Source organism: Echinicola rosea (assembly GCF_005281475.1).
Taxonomy (GTDB): domain Bacteria; phylum Bacteroidota; class Bacteroidia; order Cytophagales; family Cyclobacteriaceae; genus Echinicola; species Echinicola rosea.
The window spans coordinates 5,716,439-5,733,914 of the sequence record NZ_CP040106.1 but is presented as its reverse complement, the minus strand read 5'-3'; the positions used below and the strand labels follow the sequence as shown (position 1 = coordinate 5,733,914).

The 17,476-nt window shown below is 41.4% G+C and carries 16 protein-coding genes and 1 pseudogene; 11 read left to right on the top strand and 6 right to left on the bottom strand.

All coding sequences use genetic code 11. From position 1 onward, the window contains the following. Positions 1-34: 34 nt before the first annotated feature. The 4 genes and pseudogenes from FDP09_RS22310 to FDP09_RS22295 all read right to left on the bottom strand — a co-directional run. Positions 35-1,706: pseudogene (locus FDP09_RS22310) on the bottom strand (DNA topoisomerase); the annotation flags it as partial. A gap of 6 nt (positions 1,707-1,712) precedes the next feature. Beyond that, positions 1,713-3,176 (bottom strand): DUF3945 domain-containing protein, encoded by a 1,464-nt coding sequence (locus FDP09_RS22305; protein ID WP_137404684.1) that lies wholly within the window; start codon positions 3,174-3,176, stop codon positions 1,713-1,715. 84 nt (positions 3,177-3,260) lie between these two features. After that, positions 3,261-3,569, bottom strand: coding sequence for a helix-turn-helix domain-containing protein (locus FDP09_RS22300; RefSeq protein ID WP_137404683.1), 309 nt, complete (start codon positions 3,567-3,569; stop codon positions 3,261-3,263). 249 nt (positions 3,570-3,818) lie between these two features. After that, positions 3,819-4,664, bottom strand: a complete 846-nt coding sequence (locus FDP09_RS22295) for an RteC domain-containing protein (protein ID WP_137404682.1) — start codon at positions 4,662-4,664, stop codon at positions 3,819-3,821. 693 nt (positions 4,665-5,357) lie between these two features. Between FDP09_RS22295 and FDP09_RS22290 the strand changes: the two genes are divergently transcribed. Both FDP09_RS22290 and FDP09_RS22285 read left to right on the top strand, forming a co-directional pair. Continuing rightward, positions 5,358-6,587 (top strand): site-specific integrase, encoded by a 1,230-nt coding sequence (locus tag FDP09_RS22290; RefSeq protein WP_137404681.1) that lies wholly within the window; start codon positions 5,358-5,360, stop codon positions 6,585-6,587. 73 nt (positions 6,588-6,660) lie between these two features. After that, positions 6,661-6,927: a helix-turn-helix domain-containing protein gene (locus FDP09_RS22285; protein WP_137404680.1), complete on the top strand. Its 267-nt coding sequence runs from the start codon at positions 6,661-6,663 to the stop codon at positions 6,925-6,927. A gap of 717 nt (positions 6,928-7,644) precedes the next feature. Here FDP09_RS22285 and FDP09_RS22280 read toward each other — a convergent pair. Next, a complete protein-coding gene (locus FDP09_RS22280) occupies positions 7,645-8,547 on the bottom strand; it encodes a helix-turn-helix domain-containing protein (RefSeq protein WP_015267913.1) in 903 nt (300 codons plus the stop codon). 194 nt (positions 8,548-8,741) lie between these two features. On the opposite strand from FDP09_RS22280, the gene FDP09_RS22275 reads away from it, so the two are divergent. The 9 genes from FDP09_RS22275 (at position 8,742) to FDP09_RS22240 (ending at position 15,896) form a co-directional block, all read left to right on the top strand. Further along, positions 8,742-10,049, top strand: coding sequence for a DUF418 domain-containing protein (locus tag FDP09_RS22275; protein WP_137404679.1), 1,308 nt, complete (start codon positions 8,742-8,744; stop codon positions 10,047-10,049). Between the two features lie 82 nt (positions 10,050-10,131). After that, entirely contained in the window at positions 10,132-10,983 is an 852-nt protein-coding gene (locus FDP09_RS22270) for an aldo/keto reductase (RefSeq protein WP_137404678.1), read from the top strand. Positions 10,984-10,996: 13 nt separating this feature from the next. Further along, positions 10,997-11,980: an aldo/keto reductase gene (locus FDP09_RS22265; RefSeq protein WP_015267910.1), complete on the top strand. Its 984-nt coding sequence runs from the start codon at positions 10,997-10,999 to the stop codon at positions 11,978-11,980. 2 nt (positions 11,981-11,982) lie between these two features. Continuing rightward, on the top strand, positions 11,983-12,249 hold the full coding sequence (locus FDP09_RS24095; RefSeq protein WP_229683487.1) for a carboxymuconolactone decarboxylase family protein: 267 nt from the start codon (positions 11,983-11,985) through the stop codon (positions 12,247-12,249). Positions 12,250-12,344: 95 nt separating this feature from the next. Further along, positions 12,345-12,671 carry a carboxymuconolactone decarboxylase family protein gene (locus FDP09_RS24090; RefSeq protein WP_229683486.1) on the top strand — a complete coding sequence of 109 codons (327 nt, stop codon included), beginning with the start codon at positions 12,345-12,347 and terminating at the stop codon, positions 12,669-12,671. 113 nt (positions 12,672-12,784) lie between these two features. Beyond that, positions 12,785-13,846, top strand: a complete 1,062-nt coding sequence (locus FDP09_RS22255) for an alpha/beta hydrolase (protein WP_137404677.1) — start codon at positions 12,785-12,787, stop codon at positions 13,844-13,846. A 12-nt stretch (positions 13,847-13,858) separates the two neighbouring features. Continuing rightward, positions 13,859-14,332, top strand: a complete 474-nt coding sequence (locus tag FDP09_RS22250) for a cupin domain-containing protein (RefSeq protein WP_015267907.1) — start codon at positions 13,859-13,861, stop codon at positions 14,330-14,332. Between the two features lie 11 nt (positions 14,333-14,343). Beyond that, complete coding sequence (locus FDP09_RS22245) at positions 14,344-15,402, top strand: alpha/beta hydrolase (RefSeq protein WP_015267906.1); 1,059 nt, start codon at positions 14,344-14,346, stop codon at positions 15,400-15,402. Between the two features lie 50 nt (positions 15,403-15,452). Beyond that, positions 15,453-15,896: a cupin domain-containing protein gene (locus tag FDP09_RS22240; protein WP_229683484.1), complete on the top strand. Its 444-nt coding sequence runs from the start codon at positions 15,453-15,455 to the stop codon at positions 15,894-15,896. Positions 15,897-16,362: 466 nt separating this feature from the next. Here the strand turns inward: FDP09_RS22240 and moaA are convergent, their stop codons facing one another. Next, positions 16,363-17,370, bottom strand: a complete 1,008-nt coding sequence (gene moaA / locus FDP09_RS22235) for a GTP 3',8-cyclase MoaA (protein ID WP_015267904.1) — start codon at positions 17,368-17,370, stop codon at positions 16,363-16,365. Between the last annotated feature and the right edge of the window lie 106 nt (positions 17,371-17,476).

Sequence of the window (17,476 nt, the reverse complement as noted above, 5' to 3'; positions counted from 1 at the left end):
CGATTTTCTGAAGTGCCAGTTCCCATTCGGCGGTCATGGCCACGTCTGCAATTTTCCGGTCTTTGACCAACTCATATACCTGCAATCCCTTTTCCGTAGGAATCAAAGATTTCTTTTCCCGCTGGATATAATTGCGGGTAAACAGGGTTTCGATTATTGCGGCTCTTGTAGCCGGAGTGCCAATACCGATATTCTGCAAAGCTTTCCGTTCTTCCTCGTTCTTGATATCCTTTCCCGCCGTTTCCATAGCCGACAAAAGCCCTGCTTCGGTGTATAATACGGGAGGCTTGGTTTTCTTTTCCAAAACTGCGGCTTGTTTGATTTTGAGTACATCACCTTCTTTTATGTCCGGTAGATCCTCTATAGGTTCTGCATCATCATCGGTGAAGTTACCTTTGATGGAACGCCAGCCGGGTTCGAGCACCTTGCAGCCCTTTGTCGTAAAATCGTAATGCAATGCCTGTAAAGTAATATGAGTGGCCTCCTTGGTGCAGGCACCGGAAATCGCTTCGAGTAGTCGAAAGGCAATCATATCATAAACCGCATTTTCCTTTGCATTCAGTGCCGATGGGATTGTGTCGGTAGTCAATAACCCGTGGTGGTCGGTCACGCGCAGGTCATTCACGATGCGTTTATTGAAACGTCCCCATTTCACTTTGGCAACGGCTTGTTTACAGGTGTCCCTATCCTGCAAAGCTCTTATGAGATTGGGAATCTCTGTCCACATATCTTCGGGTATGTACTTGCTTCCGGTACGTGGATAGGTGATAAACTTCTTCTCATAAAGACTTTGAGCAATTTTGAGGGTTTCTTCCGCAGATAGGTTCAGTTTTTTGTTTACTTCTTTTTGCAAGCCGGTCAGGTCAAACAACAAGGGCGGCTGTTCTGTAACGTTTTTGGTTTCTACGGATGTGACAGCAGCCGTATTCCCGTTTCTCTCTATGGATTTCCAAGGTGTCCTCTGCCAGTTTTTGGTTATCCCACTTATTTTTGGAAAGGCTTTTAAACTCGATGAATTCCTTGGTATGCGACAACTGTATCTGCCAGTATTTCTGTACCGAAAAGTTTTTGTTTTCCAAGTAACGCCTACATATCAAAGCTAGTGTTGGCGTCTGTACCCGTCCAAGCGAATAAACACCATTGCCAGCCGCAATGGAGAGTGCCTGCGTGGCATTGATTCCTACCAGCCAGTCTGCACGACTTCTGCCTTGTGCCGCTTGGTATAGTCCGTCAAACTCCTTTCCGTCTTTGAGGTTGTCAAAACCCTGTTTAATGGCTTTTTCCGTAAGGGAACTGATCCAAAGTCGCTGAAAGGGCTTGATGCATTTCAGGTACTCGTAAATGTATCTGAATATGAGCTCGCCCTCACGTCCGGCATCGGTCGCTACGATAATGCCATCACTTCGGTTAAAAAGCTGTTCAATGATTTTCAGTTGCTTTATCGCTCCTGCGTCGGTGGTGTAGCCTTTGTCTTTTTTCACCTTGCGGACTGCCAGTAAAAACGGATGGGGCAATATCGGCAAAGCTGCTTTGTCAAATCCCGTTATGCCATAATCTTCGGGCATTCCCAACCCGACAAGGTGTCCGAATGCCCAGGTAACAAAATAGCCGTTGCCTGTCAGGTGACCTTCCTTCTTTTCGGTGGCTCCCAACAGGCTGGCTATTTCCCTTGCTACACTTGGTTTTTCTGCAATGACTGTTTTCATACTTTACTACATTTTTCTGCTTCTGGCCTTTGCAGGTGTTTTGGGTTTTTCCTGTTGTTGCTGCTGTTTTTTGTCTTTCGGGGTTTGTTGCGCTGTCTTCAAAGGCTCTTTGATATTCTTGGTAGCTTCGTTGGTTTTTCCCTCTGAGTTGACTGCTGTTTGGGTTTTGTGGGGTTCGGTAGGTTTTGCCTGCTCTTTGAGCTTATCAGGATTTCGGAAAGAAAATTCCGTTCTGCCTGTTTCCTGATTCAGCGTGATATATCCCTGATATTTTTGCCCCTTTTTATCCACCAGGCCATCTACGTACACCGTTTGACCGGCTTTGAACTTATTGTATTGCTCTTCGTCCAGTTCCTTGCCCCGGAATGTTCGTGGAGCTTCCTGCGGCTGGTTTTGCTGATTGTTTTGAACATTGCTCTGTGTTTGCCGATTGGAATTGTTCCTGTCAAAAAGAAACTCCGCATAGCGTTTGTCCGCGTTGAACTGAACCATAGCCGCAAACTCGGTTCCTTTCCTGGAAATCATACCTTCCAGATAAAGCGGTTTACCTTCCATTAAGGCTTGTTTTTGCGCATCGCCCAGTTTTACCCCTTTGATCTCATCCGGGATTCTGATAAAATCCGTCCGTAATGCGACCAGTTCATTGGTCAGCCTGTCTACGCTGACAATGGACGGAAGTGTTTCGCCTGTTTTGGGATTGGTCAGGTTAACCACACGTCCCATATTTCCTGATTCGAGTAGATTTTTCTTGTCCTCATCGGTAAACTTATGGCCGAAAAACTCAAAGTTCAGGTTTGGCTCTTTACGGATGCCGTGAATGGCAACCACCACCTGTCCGTCATCATTGGGTTGCAGGGATAAGCGGGCGTCCATTCGGGTTACCGCAGTACCAAGGTTTAGGCTTACCGGTACAAGTTCGTTGGTCTTATAGCCTTTCAGTAAAGGTTCAAGGAGGTTCATTTTTTCAAGGCGCTCCTTACCTAATCCAAGATTGTTCATGGTTTCCCAATCAATCTGTTCCAGCTTGTAGCGGTATTCGCTGGTTTCCGGGGTTTTCTGTGTCGTTTCCATATCATTTTGATTTTCTTGTTTTTGTTTCTCTTTTATTTCCGGTTTGATCTCGTGCTGTTTTAGTAGGTGTTCGCCTTCAGGAGTTGGACTGCTTACCTGCTTTTGCATTTTATCCGCCGTATCAATGGCAATAGGTGAGGGAACTTTGAAAAAAGAGAAGTTGGTGGGGTTCTTCAACTGGCTGAAAAAGTTGGAGAAGAAGTTGGAAAAGAAATCGCCATGTCTGTCCACCCGCATAAACTGGTTCTGGTTTTTCCTTGTAGGATCAACCGTTTCCATTTTCCCATTTTTGTCAATGCTTTTTACAGCCTGGATTTTCTTTTTCTCCTTATCCAGTACCAGCAATATGTCCGAGAGTTGTTCCGGTACTTGTGGTTTATCTAACGTTTGCTCACTCATCGCTTGAAAATTTTAAAGTTCAGTGCCGAAAGTAAAAGACGTACTCATCGTTTTGCTTCAATTGGCATCCACTGGCAGTGTTTGTCACTTGTTGGCGTTCGTTTTGGGGACCGGAGCCCTGAAACTCTCACGGATGAAGCGATGGACGTCGGAGAGCTTGTAATACAATTTTCCACTTATGGTGTAATAGGGCAACTTGCCGATGGAGCGGTAGCGTTGCAGGGAACGGTTACTTATTTTTAGCATCTGGAGCAGATCCTGATTGTCGAGCAACTCCTCACCATCTATGCAGTTGCGTTTTTTCTGCACATCCTCTAAATGGTCGCTAAGTATGTCAAAGCGCCCCATAATGCGTTCCATCCATGCCGTAAATTCCACTTTATCAATATTCATAAGGACTCCGTTTTTGTTTCATTACAAAATTCAGGAGTGTGGAAGGGTTTGTCTGCCAAGGCTAGCCAATTGGTTTAGCTGTTTTTTTAAAATTTTAGCAGTAATGAGAATTAGCTGAAAAACAATGGGTTAATTCTTGTAGAGTATATCGTTGGAGAACGGAACAGAGATTTTACCAATTGGCGGATATGGGCAAAAAGAAAGCAGCACATAAAATGCACTGCCTTGAACTTGACCTTTTGGATGCTGTCAAAGATCTTTATCCATGTATTCTTCGAGAGATAATTTCAACTGATCCAGAAATGCGGTTCTCGAACCAGCCCGGGTTTTCATCCGGAGAAAAGCGTGATGCAGGTCTCCGAGAGGAATACGGAAAAGTATCTGGAACATCAGGCTTATTTTTCGGATGCCGATCTTACCATGTGAAATAACACCGGAAGCGTGAAGTGCATAAACCAATTCAATGAGCGCGTTTTTGCTGTCTGTCCAGAAAACGTCATTGGAACTTTCCGGCTTCTGCAATATGGTGTCCGGGTTTTCTTCAGGATTGATTTTGGTCAGCAGGTAGGAATAAAGCAATTCATTGGCAATGATCCTTGCGATCTTGTAATCAAAAAAAGTTGAGAATAACGGATCTATCTCGAACACTATACTGTTAAGTCCATCGTGGTAATTGATATTTCCACGCTTAAAATAGGTGTCGTCACGATCCGTTCGTCCTGAGCGGTAATAACGGTAAAAATCGGTATTACAGACATGTGCCATGTATTCCCGTTTTAGGTTGGCCAACTGCGTTGAAAAATATCCATAATACATTTTCCCGTTGTCCACGGGGCAGGCTGTTTCAATGCGGTAAACCTTGTTGTAGTAGATTAGTTTACCGAGTATCTGCGGTTTTATCGTTCGGAAGAAGTTGATTTCTTCAGCATCGTTGCAGAAGCCATTCTCGATAATGTGTCCTTTAGCCGAGAATAGTAGGTCTTGGAGATACAGTGTCATTTCGTAGGCCTCATCAATCAATGTTTTGCCTTGCGATGAAATCTTGTCTTCCTTTTGGTGTATCTCCAAAATGATGTTTTGTAGAGCGTGTTTCATATCCGCCAATTTTATGGGGCTACAGGCTTTTTAGAGACAAGTATTCCCAAATGAAGTACAAACTTTATGATTTTGAGCACAATATTTCCCCAAGTTCTACCCAAGTTGGGAGATTTTTTTTTGCTGCAACCTCATAATTGGAGCTTTACATCTCTTGTTGAAAGGAAGCGTAAATTTAGCCTGTCAAAATAAAAATGATAAGAAACAGCGGTGTCTCCTTGCTTCTCGATATTTTCTTCATACTTTTGCACCGGTTAGTTCGAACCAAGACGAATCTTTCTCTTTCTGATTGTATACGAAGAAAAATAAATTCAATATATGTGGTTGATTTTTAATTACTTACGCATCGTTTTTCGAGGCTAATAATTTTAAATCTTCCAAAAAATGGTTCGAAAATTGTCCCGGGAGGACGACAAAATGGGGTGCAATTCCCACCAAAACCCTTCAAATCGTATGATTTGGAGGGTTTTTTGTTTTTTATACAACAAAAAACCACATACAATTTCAAAGAAAATGGGACCTATTCGGTGACCCAATTTAATTTTCTATTTTGGGTCCCGTTTTAGGCCTTAAGTCATTGATCTATAGGTTGTTTCTGATCTTGATTTTGGGGTGTTTTTAGGCCGAATTGAGCTTAAAAAACATTGGATTTTGGGACCCTTTTTTAATGGTTCCAAGTTAACCGGAAATTGTATGAAAAACGCTAAAACACTTGGTATTCAGTTTGTTATTAAATCTTCCAAAGTGAACAAAAGAGGGCTTTCTCCCGTGGTGGCAAGGGTTACTGTAAATGGAAAGAGAATTGAGATTTCTGCAAACAAAGTAATTTCCCGATCAGAATGGGATTTTGGAAAAGGTAGGGTAAAAGGGAATAACCCAGAGTCCAGGTCCTCAAATCGCTACCTGGATTATATGCGCTCTAGAATACTGGAATGCTATCAAGAACTATTTATTGAAAAAAGGAATATTACCCCTGAAGCAATAAAAAATAGGTTTTTGGGAATCGAGGAAGAGGAGCATACACTGATGGAACTTGTTGATTTTCATAATAAACATAACATTGGTATTCTTGCTGAAGGTACACTCAAAAATTATAAGACTACTGAACGACATCTTCAGGAATTTCTAAAAACTAGAAAACGGAAGTCTGATATTCCCTTGTCGGAAATTGACTACAAGTTTATTACTGATTATGAAAACCACCTTAGGACATTCAAGCCAAAGGACCATCGAAGGAGGCCTGTTGCCAACAATGGTGTTATGAAACATTTGATCAGATTAAAGAAGTTGATGACCCTGGCTTTTAAAATGGAATGGATGAAAAAAGACCCTTTTCTAAATTATAAGTTCAGTTACAAGAAGGTGGAGCGTCATTTCCTAGAAATGGAAGAACTCAAGCGTATTGAAGAAAAGGAATTCTCTATTTCCCGTTTGGACTGGGTAAGGGATTTGTTCGTATTCAGTTGTTATACGGGATTGTCCTATATTGACTCTATCAACTTGACCCATGCAAATATAGCCAAAGGTATTGACGGGGAATTATGGATTATTTCCCATAGGAAGAAAACTGATGAACCGGTAAAGCTTCCATTACTCCCCAAAGCCATTGAAATTTTAGAAAAGTACAAAAATCACCCGAGGGCCAAAGCTAACGGCACATTGCTGCCACCTATTTCAAACCAAAAGATGAACAGTTACCTTAAAGAGATTGGAGACCTTTGCGAAATCCAAAAAAAACTTACACACCATACTGCCAGGCATACCTTTGCGACTACTATTACATTGATGAACGGTGTTCCCATTGAATCAGTTAGTAAAATGCTGGGACATACAAAAATAGCTACCACTCAGATTTATGCGCGAGTAGTTGAGAAAAAAATAAGTGAGGATATGAAAGTACTGAAGAATTTATTGACAAAATAGGCTCTTCCCACTTCTGATTTTGATGTGAATGTTAATGGGTGGTTTTTCATTGATTTACATAAAAACAACTACTATGGAAGTAAATATAATAACTAAAGAGGATTTGGATCAATTAAAATTTGATCTGATTGAGGAACTGTCAGTTTTATTAGATAATAGGAGGAGCCATTCGCAAAAGAGGTATGTCAAATCTCGGGAAGCAAAAAAAATACTTCAAGTTTCTTCTGGTACACTACAAAATATGAGGCTGAATGGAGACTTGCCTTTCACTAAAATTGGTGGAGTGATTTATTATGACACTCAGGATATACAAGAAATGATGGAGGCTAACAAACAGTAATATAATATGCCCACCAAACCAAAGAATGATCTTGCTTTTAACAGAGGACTATCAAATAACATACCTCCCTCGGATTTACATGTAACCATTTATCTGATGGAGAAGGGGGCAAGTAAGAAGCAGGTAGAGGAGTTTCTAGTTTACTGTAATCAAATCAATTGGAGGCATCGAAATGGTAACTTAATACAAAATTGGAAGGCTTTTGCCAATGAATGGATCTGGTTGTATGGATGAATGTTGGTAATATTTATATAGGTGGATAATTCGTGGTTATAGAATTGAACCAGTAGGAGAAAATCTGTAGGATTTATATGGTTGAGAGTGAAATTACTCTTGTTTTAATAATAGAACTAATTTGTGGGAGTCAATAAGGGCGTAATATAAAGTGGTTTTGTGATTATTGACTTTAACTGGTTCGATATGTCTGGAATAACTGGGTTTTTCAAATTCAACTTATCGAACCGGAAGAATGGATTTTATTGGTGAGTGTATCTGTCAGATAAACAATGGTTTATGTGTTGAAGTGAATTTGGAAAAAACAAAAATATCGTCTAACTCTCATTGGGTGGAGCTGGCGGTACGCGGATCGAACTCTTTTTTGGAAGAAATGGAAATGATAGATTACTTGTACCAATTATATGTAAGAGAAGAAATAACAGAAGTAATATAAACTATGGCAGTGACTAGTTCAGGCTAACTTGAAAAAATATTTTCTGCTTAATTTAATCGGTTGTTTCTATACTCATTTGGAGTTTGTCCTACAGCTTTTTTGAAAAGCCTGGTGAAATGCTGTGGATATTTGAACCCCAATTCATAGGCCACCTGACTGATTCCCTTATCAATATCAAATATTCTTTCTTTAGCTATGGCAATTAATTTGGACTGTATGTATTCCTGTGCACTTTTTCCTGTTTGTTTTTTAATCAAATCTCCAAAATAATTGGAAGATAGGTTGAGTTCATCTGCACAATAGGTAACGGTAGGTAGTCCTAATTTTTCAGGCTTATCAGATTTGAAGTAGCCATTTAAAAGCGATTCGAATTTTTCCAGTGTTCCTTGATGGACATTTTCCCGCGTGATAAACTGGCGGTCATAAAAACGCACGGAGTAATTTAGAAGCAACTCAATATTTGAAATAATCAACTTTTTACTGTGATGGTCGATGGACTGCTCCAGCTCGTAAGAGATTTTGGAAAAACACTCCAAGATCAAATTCCTTTCACGCTGGGATAAATGGAGGGCTTCATTGGATTGGTAACCGAAGAACGTGTAGTTGTCCATGTGGCCGGCCAAGGAAGATCCCAAAATCAGGTCGGGATGGAAAATAAGGGCCTTCCCCTGGGGTTGGTATAGCTCACCGGTATTGTCCACGCTCACCACTTGGCCGGGGGCTATAAATACCAGTGTCCCTTCTTGATAATCATAGGTATGACGGCCGTATCGCAGATTTCCACACTTCACTTCTTTTAGGAATATCGTATAGAATCCAAAGTACATGTTGGATGCCCTTCTTTGGTCTGCTTTTGACAAATCCACAATGCTCACCAACGGGTGAAGGGTTTCATTGTTGTTGAAAACATTATAGTCATTGACCGTTTCAAATCTTCTTAGTTTTTCCATGACCGTTCTTGGTTTATATGCTTCAATATTACGGATTTATATCCAGTTGGTGGAGTGACCAGGATCAAAATCAGTAAAACTGGTAGGAGTCCCCGTAATCTGTATAAGCCCTTGACGGAATAAAAGAGGGATGTTTGTAAACACAAATGTTAAATGGGAAAATTTCTCCTCTCTAAAATCAAGAAGTTTACTATATGGAAGCTGCAAAAACATTATCAAACCCCCTCAAACGTATCAACGTATTGGACGCTCTAAGAGGCTTCGCCTTATTGGGTGTGGTTCTAATCCACATGCTCCAGCATTTTGGGATTTATTCCAGAGCAGGTGAGCAGGCCTTCCCTTGGTTCCCGCCTTTGGACGAAACGGTCCAGTGGATCGGGCAGCATATAATTATGGGAAGGTTTATCAATATTTTCGCATTCTTGTTTGGGCTTAGTTTCTTTATACAAATGGACAGTGCGAGTCGAAAAGGAGTGGATTTTAGAGGGCGCTTTGCATGGAGGATGGTCATTTTGTTTGTTATGGGTGTATTGGCCCATTCCTTTTATCCCCTCGAAATCATCTCCGTCTATGCCGTCTTTGGGCTGATAATGATTCCGCTTTACAAGACCAAAAACTGGGTGCTGTTGTTACTTTCCGGTCTACTACTGGTTGGTGTCCCTAGAACCATTCAAGCCACAATAAACAACCATGCATTAGGTAATCCTCCTGTAGAACAGGTGGATAGGAGTAGCCAAGAGGTTGCTGAAGGGACCCCTGAACATATAGTCAATCCTTCATTCTTCAATACTGCCAAGCATAATTATAACCAGCGATATATGGGAAAACTCAATTACCAGTTTGGTATGGTGGGGAGGGGATATGTTACCTTGGCACTTTTTCTAATGGGACTGGTAGTAGGCCGTCTCCGGTTCTTTGAATCTTTGCAGGTCCACAAAAGGCGTAACCTTCTGTTGTTTTTTGGCTTTTTGTTGGGTTTGCTCCTGACCTTGCTCGTCCAGAGCATGTTCCCTTCAGTGGAGACGCGTATGCTGTTCAATCCTGCAGGAAATGTCGTTTCTGCCAGGATTTTGGCCGTCAAGACTTTGGAGGATATTGAATTGGTATTTTTCTCCGGGGCGTTGATGATGGCCTTTATTGTCCTTTATCAAACTACAGTGGGAGGGAGTGTGTTGAAAATCCTGTCCCCTTACGGCCGTATGGGGCTTACCAATTACCTGATGCAGGGCTCGGTAGGGTGCTTTCTTTTTTCTATGTGGGCATTTGGGCCGTTCTTCGGTGGGGCAAACCCGACCAAATTGTTTTTGGTGGGGATCTTGATTTACACTGTGCAAATTCTGCTCAGCAGGTATTGGCTCAGGCATTTTTTGTACGGCCCATTGGAATGGTTGTGGCGTTCTTTGACTTACCTTAGAATACAGGCTTTTAGAAAAAAAGAGCACGGAGAGTCAAAAGGAAAGCAGTCAGAAGGACTTTCAGTGCTACTGGATCGGAATCAGTGAAAATGGTATGTAAACCTGTAACCTGCATAAGCCCAATAGAATAAAAAACAGGGACCTTTGTAAATAAAATAACACGGAAACTATGAAAAAGATCAAATTGAACAATGGATTGGAAATGCCCCTCTTGGGATTTGGGGTTTTTCAGATACCTGATTTAAAGGAATGTGAACGGGCAGTAATGGATGCCATAAATATAGGTTACCGCCTCATAGACACTGCATCTGCATATATGGACGAAGCGGCGGTGGGAAATGCGATAATAAAGAGTGGGGTAGCCAGAAAGGAACTGTTTATTACCTCAAAACTTTGGGTGCAGGATATGGGCTACGAAAGCACTAAAGCTGCCTTTAGAAGGACACTTGAAAGGTTACAGCTCGATTACCTCGACCTTTACCTTATCCACCAACCCTATGGGGACGTCTTTGGCTCCTGGAAGGCCATGCAGGAACTATATCAGGCAGGGAAGATCAAGGCCATAGGAGTGGCAAATTTTCAACCTGACAGGGTTGTGGACCTTACCATAAACAGTGGGTTTGCCCCGGCCATTAACCAGATCGAAACACACCCTTTTCATCAACAGCAGGAAAGCCATGATTTTCTGATCGATCACAATGTACAGATGCAGTCTTGGGGCCCATTTGCCGAAGGGAAGAACGGTATCTTCCAAAATGAAGTGTTGTCCGAAATAGGAAGGAAATACAACAAATCCATAGCCCAGGTGATTCTGCGCTGGCTGATCCAAAGAAATGTAATTGCCATTCCAAAATCGGTCCATAAGGAAAGGATAGAGGAGAATTTTAGGATTTTCGATTTCGAAATTTCAAAAGAAGACATGCATTCCATAGCAGCCTTGGATACAGGATCTACCTTGTTTTTTGACCATAGAAACCCAGAAATGGTCAAATGGCTGAGTGAAACAAAATTGGATATATAAAATATTAGGAACCATGGAAAAAAGGACATTGGGAAATCAGGGATTGAAAGTTTCCGCGCTTGGACTGGGCTGCATGGGCCTGAGTTTTGGCTATGGGCCTCCCACAGAAAAGAACGCAGCGATCAAACTGATTCGTTCTGCGTTTGAGCAGGGCATAACCTTTTTTGATACTGCGGAATGCTATGGCCCATTTACTAACGAGGAGTTGGTGGGAGAGGCGATTGCCCCTTTCCGAAAGGAAGTAGTGATTGCTACCAAATTTGGCTTTAAGGACGGTGATTCCAAAAAAGGCCTTGATAGCAGTCCCAAGAGGATAAGGGAAGTCGCCGAATCATCCCTAAGACGATTGAACACAGATCATATAGATCTTTTTTACCAGCATAGAGTGGATCCATCCGTTCCAATGGAGGATGTGGCGGGTACCATGAGTGATCTAATTAAGGAAGGGAAAATAGGACACTGGGGCTTGTCTGAAGCAGGTGCAACTACCATCCGGAAAGCGCATGCCATTCAGCCGCTTGCAGCATTGCAAAGTGAATATTCGCTCTTTTATAGGGAGCCGGAAAAGGAGATTATTCCCTTATTGGAAGAATTTGGGATAGGTTTTGTTCCATTCAGCCCTCTGGGCAAAGGTTTTTTGACGGGTGCTATTTCAGAAAGCACCCAATTCGATCCCAATGATTTCAGGAATACGGTACCTCGCTTTTCAAAGGAAAACCGAAAGGCAAACCAGGCATTGGTAGATTTGGTCAAGAAAATAGCGGTACAAAAGCAGGCCACTCCCGGCCAAATTGCCTTGGGATGGTTATTGGCCCAAAAACCGTTCATTCTCCCAATTCCTGGAACTACCAAGCAACATCGTCTGACAGAAAATGTGGGCAGTACAAAAATCAACCTGTCCGATGATGATTTATTCCAGGTATCCACTGCTTTAAAAAATATCCAACTTGTGGGCGAAAGGTATTCCGCTGCAGCCCAAAAAATGATAGACAGATGAGAATGTTTAAGATAATAGCTGTGCTATTGCTATTCAATGTTTGTTACCGCTCTCAAGCACAGCAACTCGATAAGGAACAGAAAAGCATGGCCTCAATAGCGGCCTTTACGGCAATAAGCGATTGGGAAGGGCTGAAACCTGAATTATCGAAAGGTCTTGACAATGGATTGACGGTGAACCAAATAAAGGAGCAATTGGTGCACCTGTACGCTTATGTGGGGTTTCCTAAAAGCATCATGGGACTGCAAACATTTTTCTTTCGGTTTTAGAAGAACGAGAAGCTGACGGAATCAACGATAATTGGGGAAAGGAAGCTTCTCCAATTGATGACACACTGCCCAAATACGACAGAGGCAAAAAAGTATTGGAGGAGCTCATCAAAAGCCCTTTACCTGAGACCAAAGCTGCTTACCAACAGTTTTCCCCCGAAATTGATAGGTTCCTAAAGGAGCATCTCTTTGCGGATATTTTTGAGCGGGATGTGCTGACCTATCAGCAAAGAGAATTGACCACCATATCGGCTTTGATGGCCATGGGCGATGTAGAACCCATGCTGAGAGGGCATTTGGGAATATGCTTGAACCAAGGGTTTACCAAAGGTCAGTTAGATCTTTTAGTTGAGAGTCTAAGGCTTTATTTAGACGAAAAGAAAATGAAATCTGCTAAAATAATAATTTCAGAACTACCCTAAAAAAGGGTAAAATAGAACATCCCTGTAATATTGGTAAGTACCTCAGTAATTCATCTACATATACTCTTTGTTTTTTTTCTGAAATTTGTAATAACAATTTAAAAATCAGTTAAATGAAACGGATTATTTTGACGCTGCTAGCACTTATATCTATAAGCAGCATATTGGCACAAACTGAAGGAAGAAAACCAATAAGCCTACAGGAACAAGGTGTATTTGCAGTCGGTGGAGTAATCATCAAAGCCGAGGGAGAGTATAACCCAAACAATCCACAAAAAGAAGGTCAAACACTGCATGTCGACCATGCGACAGTGCAGTATCAGATACCGAGCAATGCCAAGAAATTGCCTTTGGTATTTTGGCATGGGTTCGGCCAAACAGCAAGAACCTGGCAGACAACGGCCGATGGCCGTGAAGGTTTTCAGACAATTTTTCTAAGAAAGGGCTTCTCTGTATATCTAATCGACCAACCACGTAGGGGGCAAGGCGGAAGAGGGCCAGAAGAATCCTCCATTCCCGCAACACCCAATGAACAGTATTGGTTGGGAATGTTCAGGATTGCCAAAGGGGATGAATTTATGCCCAATGTACAATTTGATAAAAGTCCGGAAACGCTCAATCAATTTTACAGACAAATCAGTCCGGATCTGGGGGCTATAGATTTTGAAGTAAATACAAACGCAGTATCAGCCCTGTTTGACAAAATCGGTGATGGTATCCTAATAACCCATTCCCATAGTGGGGGGCAAGGTTGGGCCACCGCCATTAAAAACAGTAATATCAAGGCCATTGTTTCTTATGAACCTGGAAGTGGCTTTGTTTATCCCGAAGGCGAAGTGCCCGACCCAATGGAGAGTTCGGCAGGAACATTGGAGGCAGTGCCAGTTTCCAAACTGGATTTTCTGAAACTGACCAAAATTCCGATCATCATTTATTATGGTGATTTTATCCCTGAAACGCAGGAAAGCTTTTATGGTACGGATAATTGGCGTCCTCGTTTGGCAATGGCAAAATTGTTTGTGAAAGCTATCAACAAATATGGGGGTGACGCCAAAGTGGTACACTTACCGAAAATTGGAATCGAAGGGAATACCCATTTCCCAATGTCAGATCTCAACAATGCAGAAATTGCCAACCTAATGAATGGGTGGCTTAATGATAAAGGACTTAACTAAAAGCTGAAAAATATGAAAAACTTACTCATTACATTATTGTTCATCGTTCCCGTGAGTGTTTTTGCCCAACAAGGGGGCTACGAAGTTTCCTCATACCTGAACGAAGGCTTTAAAGCGCCTAACACCCATTACATCGGAGAAGCTTGGCTAAATGGGCTGTTGACAGGCGATAGTGAATTGGGCTATAGCATCACCAAAGCAACGTTTAAGGCAAACTCCACGCTTGACTGGCATAAGCATTCCTCAGCACAGGTATTGATCTACGTGGAAGGTGAAGGCTATTATCAGGAAAGAGGAAAGGATCCCGTAATCCTCAAAGCCGGCGATGTGATAAAATGTGCAAAAGACGTCGAACATTGGCATTCTTCTACCAAGGAGAGTGATGTAACCTATTTGGCATTATACGGAGGTGAAAATCCAACTACCTGGACAGAAGTGGTTACCCAGGAATATTACGATGCCGTAGCAGAACAATTAAAAAAATAAGAAGTCTCAAAATGAAGTATTCAGTTATATTGATAATAGCATTAATGGCTACATTTAATTTAAAAGCCCAAGGAATTGCCCAAGTACAAAATGGAAATCCATTCACCTTGGTTTATGCCAATGCAATTACTAAAAATGAAAAAGGCATGGTAAATATACATTCGGTCACCTACAAATTAAACGGTATTGATATTTCCGCCAATGTTTATACACCAGCAGGTTTTGACGTCAATAAAAAGTATCCAGCTATAATTATAGCCCACCCAAATGGTGGTGTGAAAGAACAAGTGGCGGGATTGTACGCACAACGTTTGGCAGAACTGGGCTATATAACAATTGCAGCAGATGCCGCCTACCAAGGAGCAAGTGGCGGAACACCAAGAAACGTTGATATACCTCAAAATCGTGTGGATGATATTCACGGTATGGCAGATTTTATTTCACAATTTGAAGGAGTTGATACTGCCAAGATAGGGTTGTTAGGCATTTGTGGCGGTGGTGGTTATTCGTTGAAAGCAGCCCAATCCGACAAGCGTTTTGAGGCCATTGCCACATTGAGTATGTTCAATTCAGGTGAAGTCAGGCGAAATGGGTTTTTAAAATCACAAACAGCCACTATCCAGGAACGATTGGACCAAGCCTCAAAGGCAAGGGCACAAGAAGCTAATGGAGGAGAGGTTTTGTATGTGGGTGGCGGTACACCATCTTTGACCAAGGAGCAAATAGCTTCACTTCCTTTTGACCTGTACAGGGAAGGCTATATCTATTACAATAAAACACATGCACACCCAAATTCGGGGGGAGGCTATACCATGAGCAGTCTCTTGGACCTGATGACTTGGGATGCCACCGATGAAATCGAACTTTTGGATCAACCTTTACTGATGATCGCAGGAAGCAAAGCCGATACTTATTATATGACCGATAAAGCTTACGAAAAGGCGATCAATGCCAAGGCGAAGGAGTTGTTTCTCATAGACGGTGCAACCCATATCCAAACCTACTGGAAACCGGAATATGTGAATCAAGCTATTGATAAGTTGGGGGAATTTTATACCAATAACCTGTAAAATCCGAAAAGATGAATTTAAAATTTAGAGCAATTCTTTTTTTGATGATAATGTCAATATTAGCCTGCAAAAATGAAGACTCCACTATCTCTGAAATCCAGCAGTCTTTGGTTTTCCCCAAAGGGCAGAAAATAAAAAATAGCAATTTCACAGGAACAGCCTATCTGGAAATGTTGGTCGATGCTGATAGTATAAACCAAAATTCAGTTGGAAGTGTCACCTTTGAACCCGGAGCAAGGACCAATTGGCACTCACATCCCAATGGTCAGATCATTTTGGCGATAGATGGAGAAGGTTATTATCAAGAAAAAGGAAGCCCAAAACGAATCTTAAGGAAAGGGGAGACTGTAAAATGTCCAGCAAATACTCCCCACTGGCATGGTGCAAGTGCCGAAAGCCAATTCATCCAAGTAGCCATTACCAGCAGGAGAAGCGGCCCCACGGAATGGCTGGACCAAGTCTCTGATAGGGAATATAATGCCTCTTTGAAATAGGATGTTGAAACGACTTTTTTGTTTTTCTATTTACTGAATTGATAATAAATACAAAGTATTTTAAAATGGAAAATATATAATGTAAATTTGTCGTAACTACCGGAGCCAGTAGCGGATTTGGAAAGATTACTGCTGATTCCTCTTCCACAGTGGTAGCTATTACCATCTGTCAGCCGGAAGATGTAGATATCAATGATTTATTGTTTCGTCCTACCCCTCAACACTTATAAGTGTTATATATTTAAATTAGGTAGTTAAGAAGCTACTGGAGATTTTCTTCTGTAGCTTTTTTTATTCATGGATTACTTAATGAAAAATGTGGTCAAATGCCCTTTTGATTCGAATGAGTTATTTCGAAGAGAATACTAAAAACAATCCAGTTTTGGGTTAAAACTTTCTGGTTTATTGTCCTTACTTATTTATGGAAAAGCTTGACTAGAATAAGCCCTAATCTAACTTGAAACCCTCAACCACCGATTGAAATCATCGATCGGTTATTTTCATATATGGCAGATTCCATTTCTTCATCCATACCGTCACGTGAGAATTTCTTTGTCTTGATGCTTTCAAGGATTAAATCCCTGATATTTTTGTTTTCACGTAATGGGCCTAACAGGTCTGTTTCTGAATTGGCGAAAAGGCAATTTTTCATTTTTCCATCAGCAGTAAGTCGGATTCTATTGCACTCTGAACAAAATGGGTTGGTAATTGTGCTTACAATACCAAAAGTCCCTAGGTGATCTTTTATTCTAAAATTGACGGAAGTGCTGTGTTTTGGATTATCAATAGCTTCAATACCTTTGAATTTTTGATTAATGGTTTCCAAGATTTCTTGTTGGCCAATTCCCTTACTCCAATCCCATTTATTCCCTTTGAAGGGCATAAATTCTATAAACTTAACCGTTATTGGATTGCTTTTAGTCAATTCAATAAAATCATTGATCTCTTGATCATTTACTCCTTTTATGAGTACCACATTTAATTTTACCCTTAGTCCATGATCAACTGCTGACTGTATGTTTGACATGATTCTGTGGTAATAATCACGCTTGGTAATAAACAGTGCCTTTGCTTGATCCAGTGTATCCAGACTGATATTGATGTGTTTTAACCCCACCTCTTTAAATAGTTCAAGGTATTTATCCAAGAGTATACCATTGGTTGTCAGTTTGAGGGTCACGCCGAGACTTGCGAGTTCACGGATTAGATAATCTAGGTTTTTACGGACTAGAGGCTCACCTCCTGTTAGTCGAAAAGTATTAACGCCCAATGTGTGATAAACCTTGGCTATCATGATAATTTCCTCAAGGGTCATGATATTGGCTTTTTCTGTTAGCTGAATTCGGTCTTCAGGCATGCAGTAGAAACACCTGAGGTTACACCTATCGGTCAGGGAAATCCTCAGATAAGTATGTGGTCTTCCAAAACGGTCCTTTATTTGCGGCTTTATTAATGTATTGTTCCTTTGAATCATTGAAGGTGTTTTTTAGAAAACAAACAATTTGTGCGGTTCAAATTAACTTTGTTTTCAATGTAAAATTAAGCGCTGTCAACTTATGGGTTTTCATTATCCACCGGCA

Bases quoted from the DNA above. Each gene is read 5' to 3' on its own strand.
- FDP09_RS22305 (WP_137404684.1), bottom strand. From the start codon at position 3,176: ATGAGTGAGCAAACGTTAGATAAACCACAAGTACCGGAACAACTCTCG.
- FDP09_RS22300 (WP_137404683.1), bottom strand. From the start codon at position 3,569: ATGAATATTGATAAAGTGGAATTTACGGCATGGATGGAACGCATTATG.
- FDP09_RS22295 (WP_137404682.1), bottom strand. From the start codon at position 4,664: ATGAAACACGCTCTACAAAACATCATTTTGGAGATACACCAAAAGGAA.
- FDP09_RS22290 (WP_137404681.1), top strand. From the start codon at position 5,358: ATGAAAAACGCTAAAACACTTGGTATTCAGTTTGTTATTAAATCTTCC.
- FDP09_RS22285 (WP_137404680.1), top strand. From the start codon at position 6,661: ATGGAAGTAAATATAATAACTAAAGAGGATTTGGATCAATTAAAATTT.
- FDP09_RS22280 (WP_015267913.1), bottom strand. From the start codon at position 8,547: ATGGAAAAACTAAGAAGATTTGAAACGGTCAATGACTATAATGTTTTC.
- FDP09_RS22275 (WP_137404679.1), top strand. From the start codon at position 8,742: ATGGAAGCTGCAAAAACATTATCAAACCCCCTCAAACGTATCAACGTA.
- FDP09_RS22270 (WP_137404678.1), top strand. From the start codon at position 10,132: ATGAAAAAGATCAAATTGAACAATGGATTGGAAATGCCCCTCTTGGGA.
- FDP09_RS22265 (WP_015267910.1), top strand. From the start codon at position 10,997: ATGGAAAAAAGGACATTGGGAAATCAGGGATTGAAAGTTTCCGCGCTT.
- FDP09_RS24095 (WP_229683487.1), top strand. From the start codon at position 11,983: ATGTTTAAGATAATAGCTGTGCTATTGCTATTCAATGTTTGTTACCGC.
- FDP09_RS22255 (WP_137404677.1), top strand. From the start codon at position 12,785: ATGAAACGGATTATTTTGACGCTGCTAGCACTTATATCTATAAGCAGC.
- FDP09_RS22250 (WP_015267907.1), top strand. From the start codon at position 13,859: ATGAAAAACTTACTCATTACATTATTGTTCATCGTTCCCGTGAGTGTT.
- FDP09_RS22245 (WP_015267906.1), top strand. From the start codon at position 14,344: ATGAAGTATTCAGTTATATTGATAATAGCATTAATGGCTACATTTAAT.
- FDP09_RS22240 (WP_229683484.1), top strand. From the start codon at position 15,453: ATGTCAATATTAGCCTGCAAAAATGAAGACTCCACTATCTCTGAAATC.
- moaA (WP_015267904.1), bottom strand. From the start codon at position 17,370: ATGATTCAAAGGAACAATACATTAATAAAGCCGCAAATAAAGGACCGT.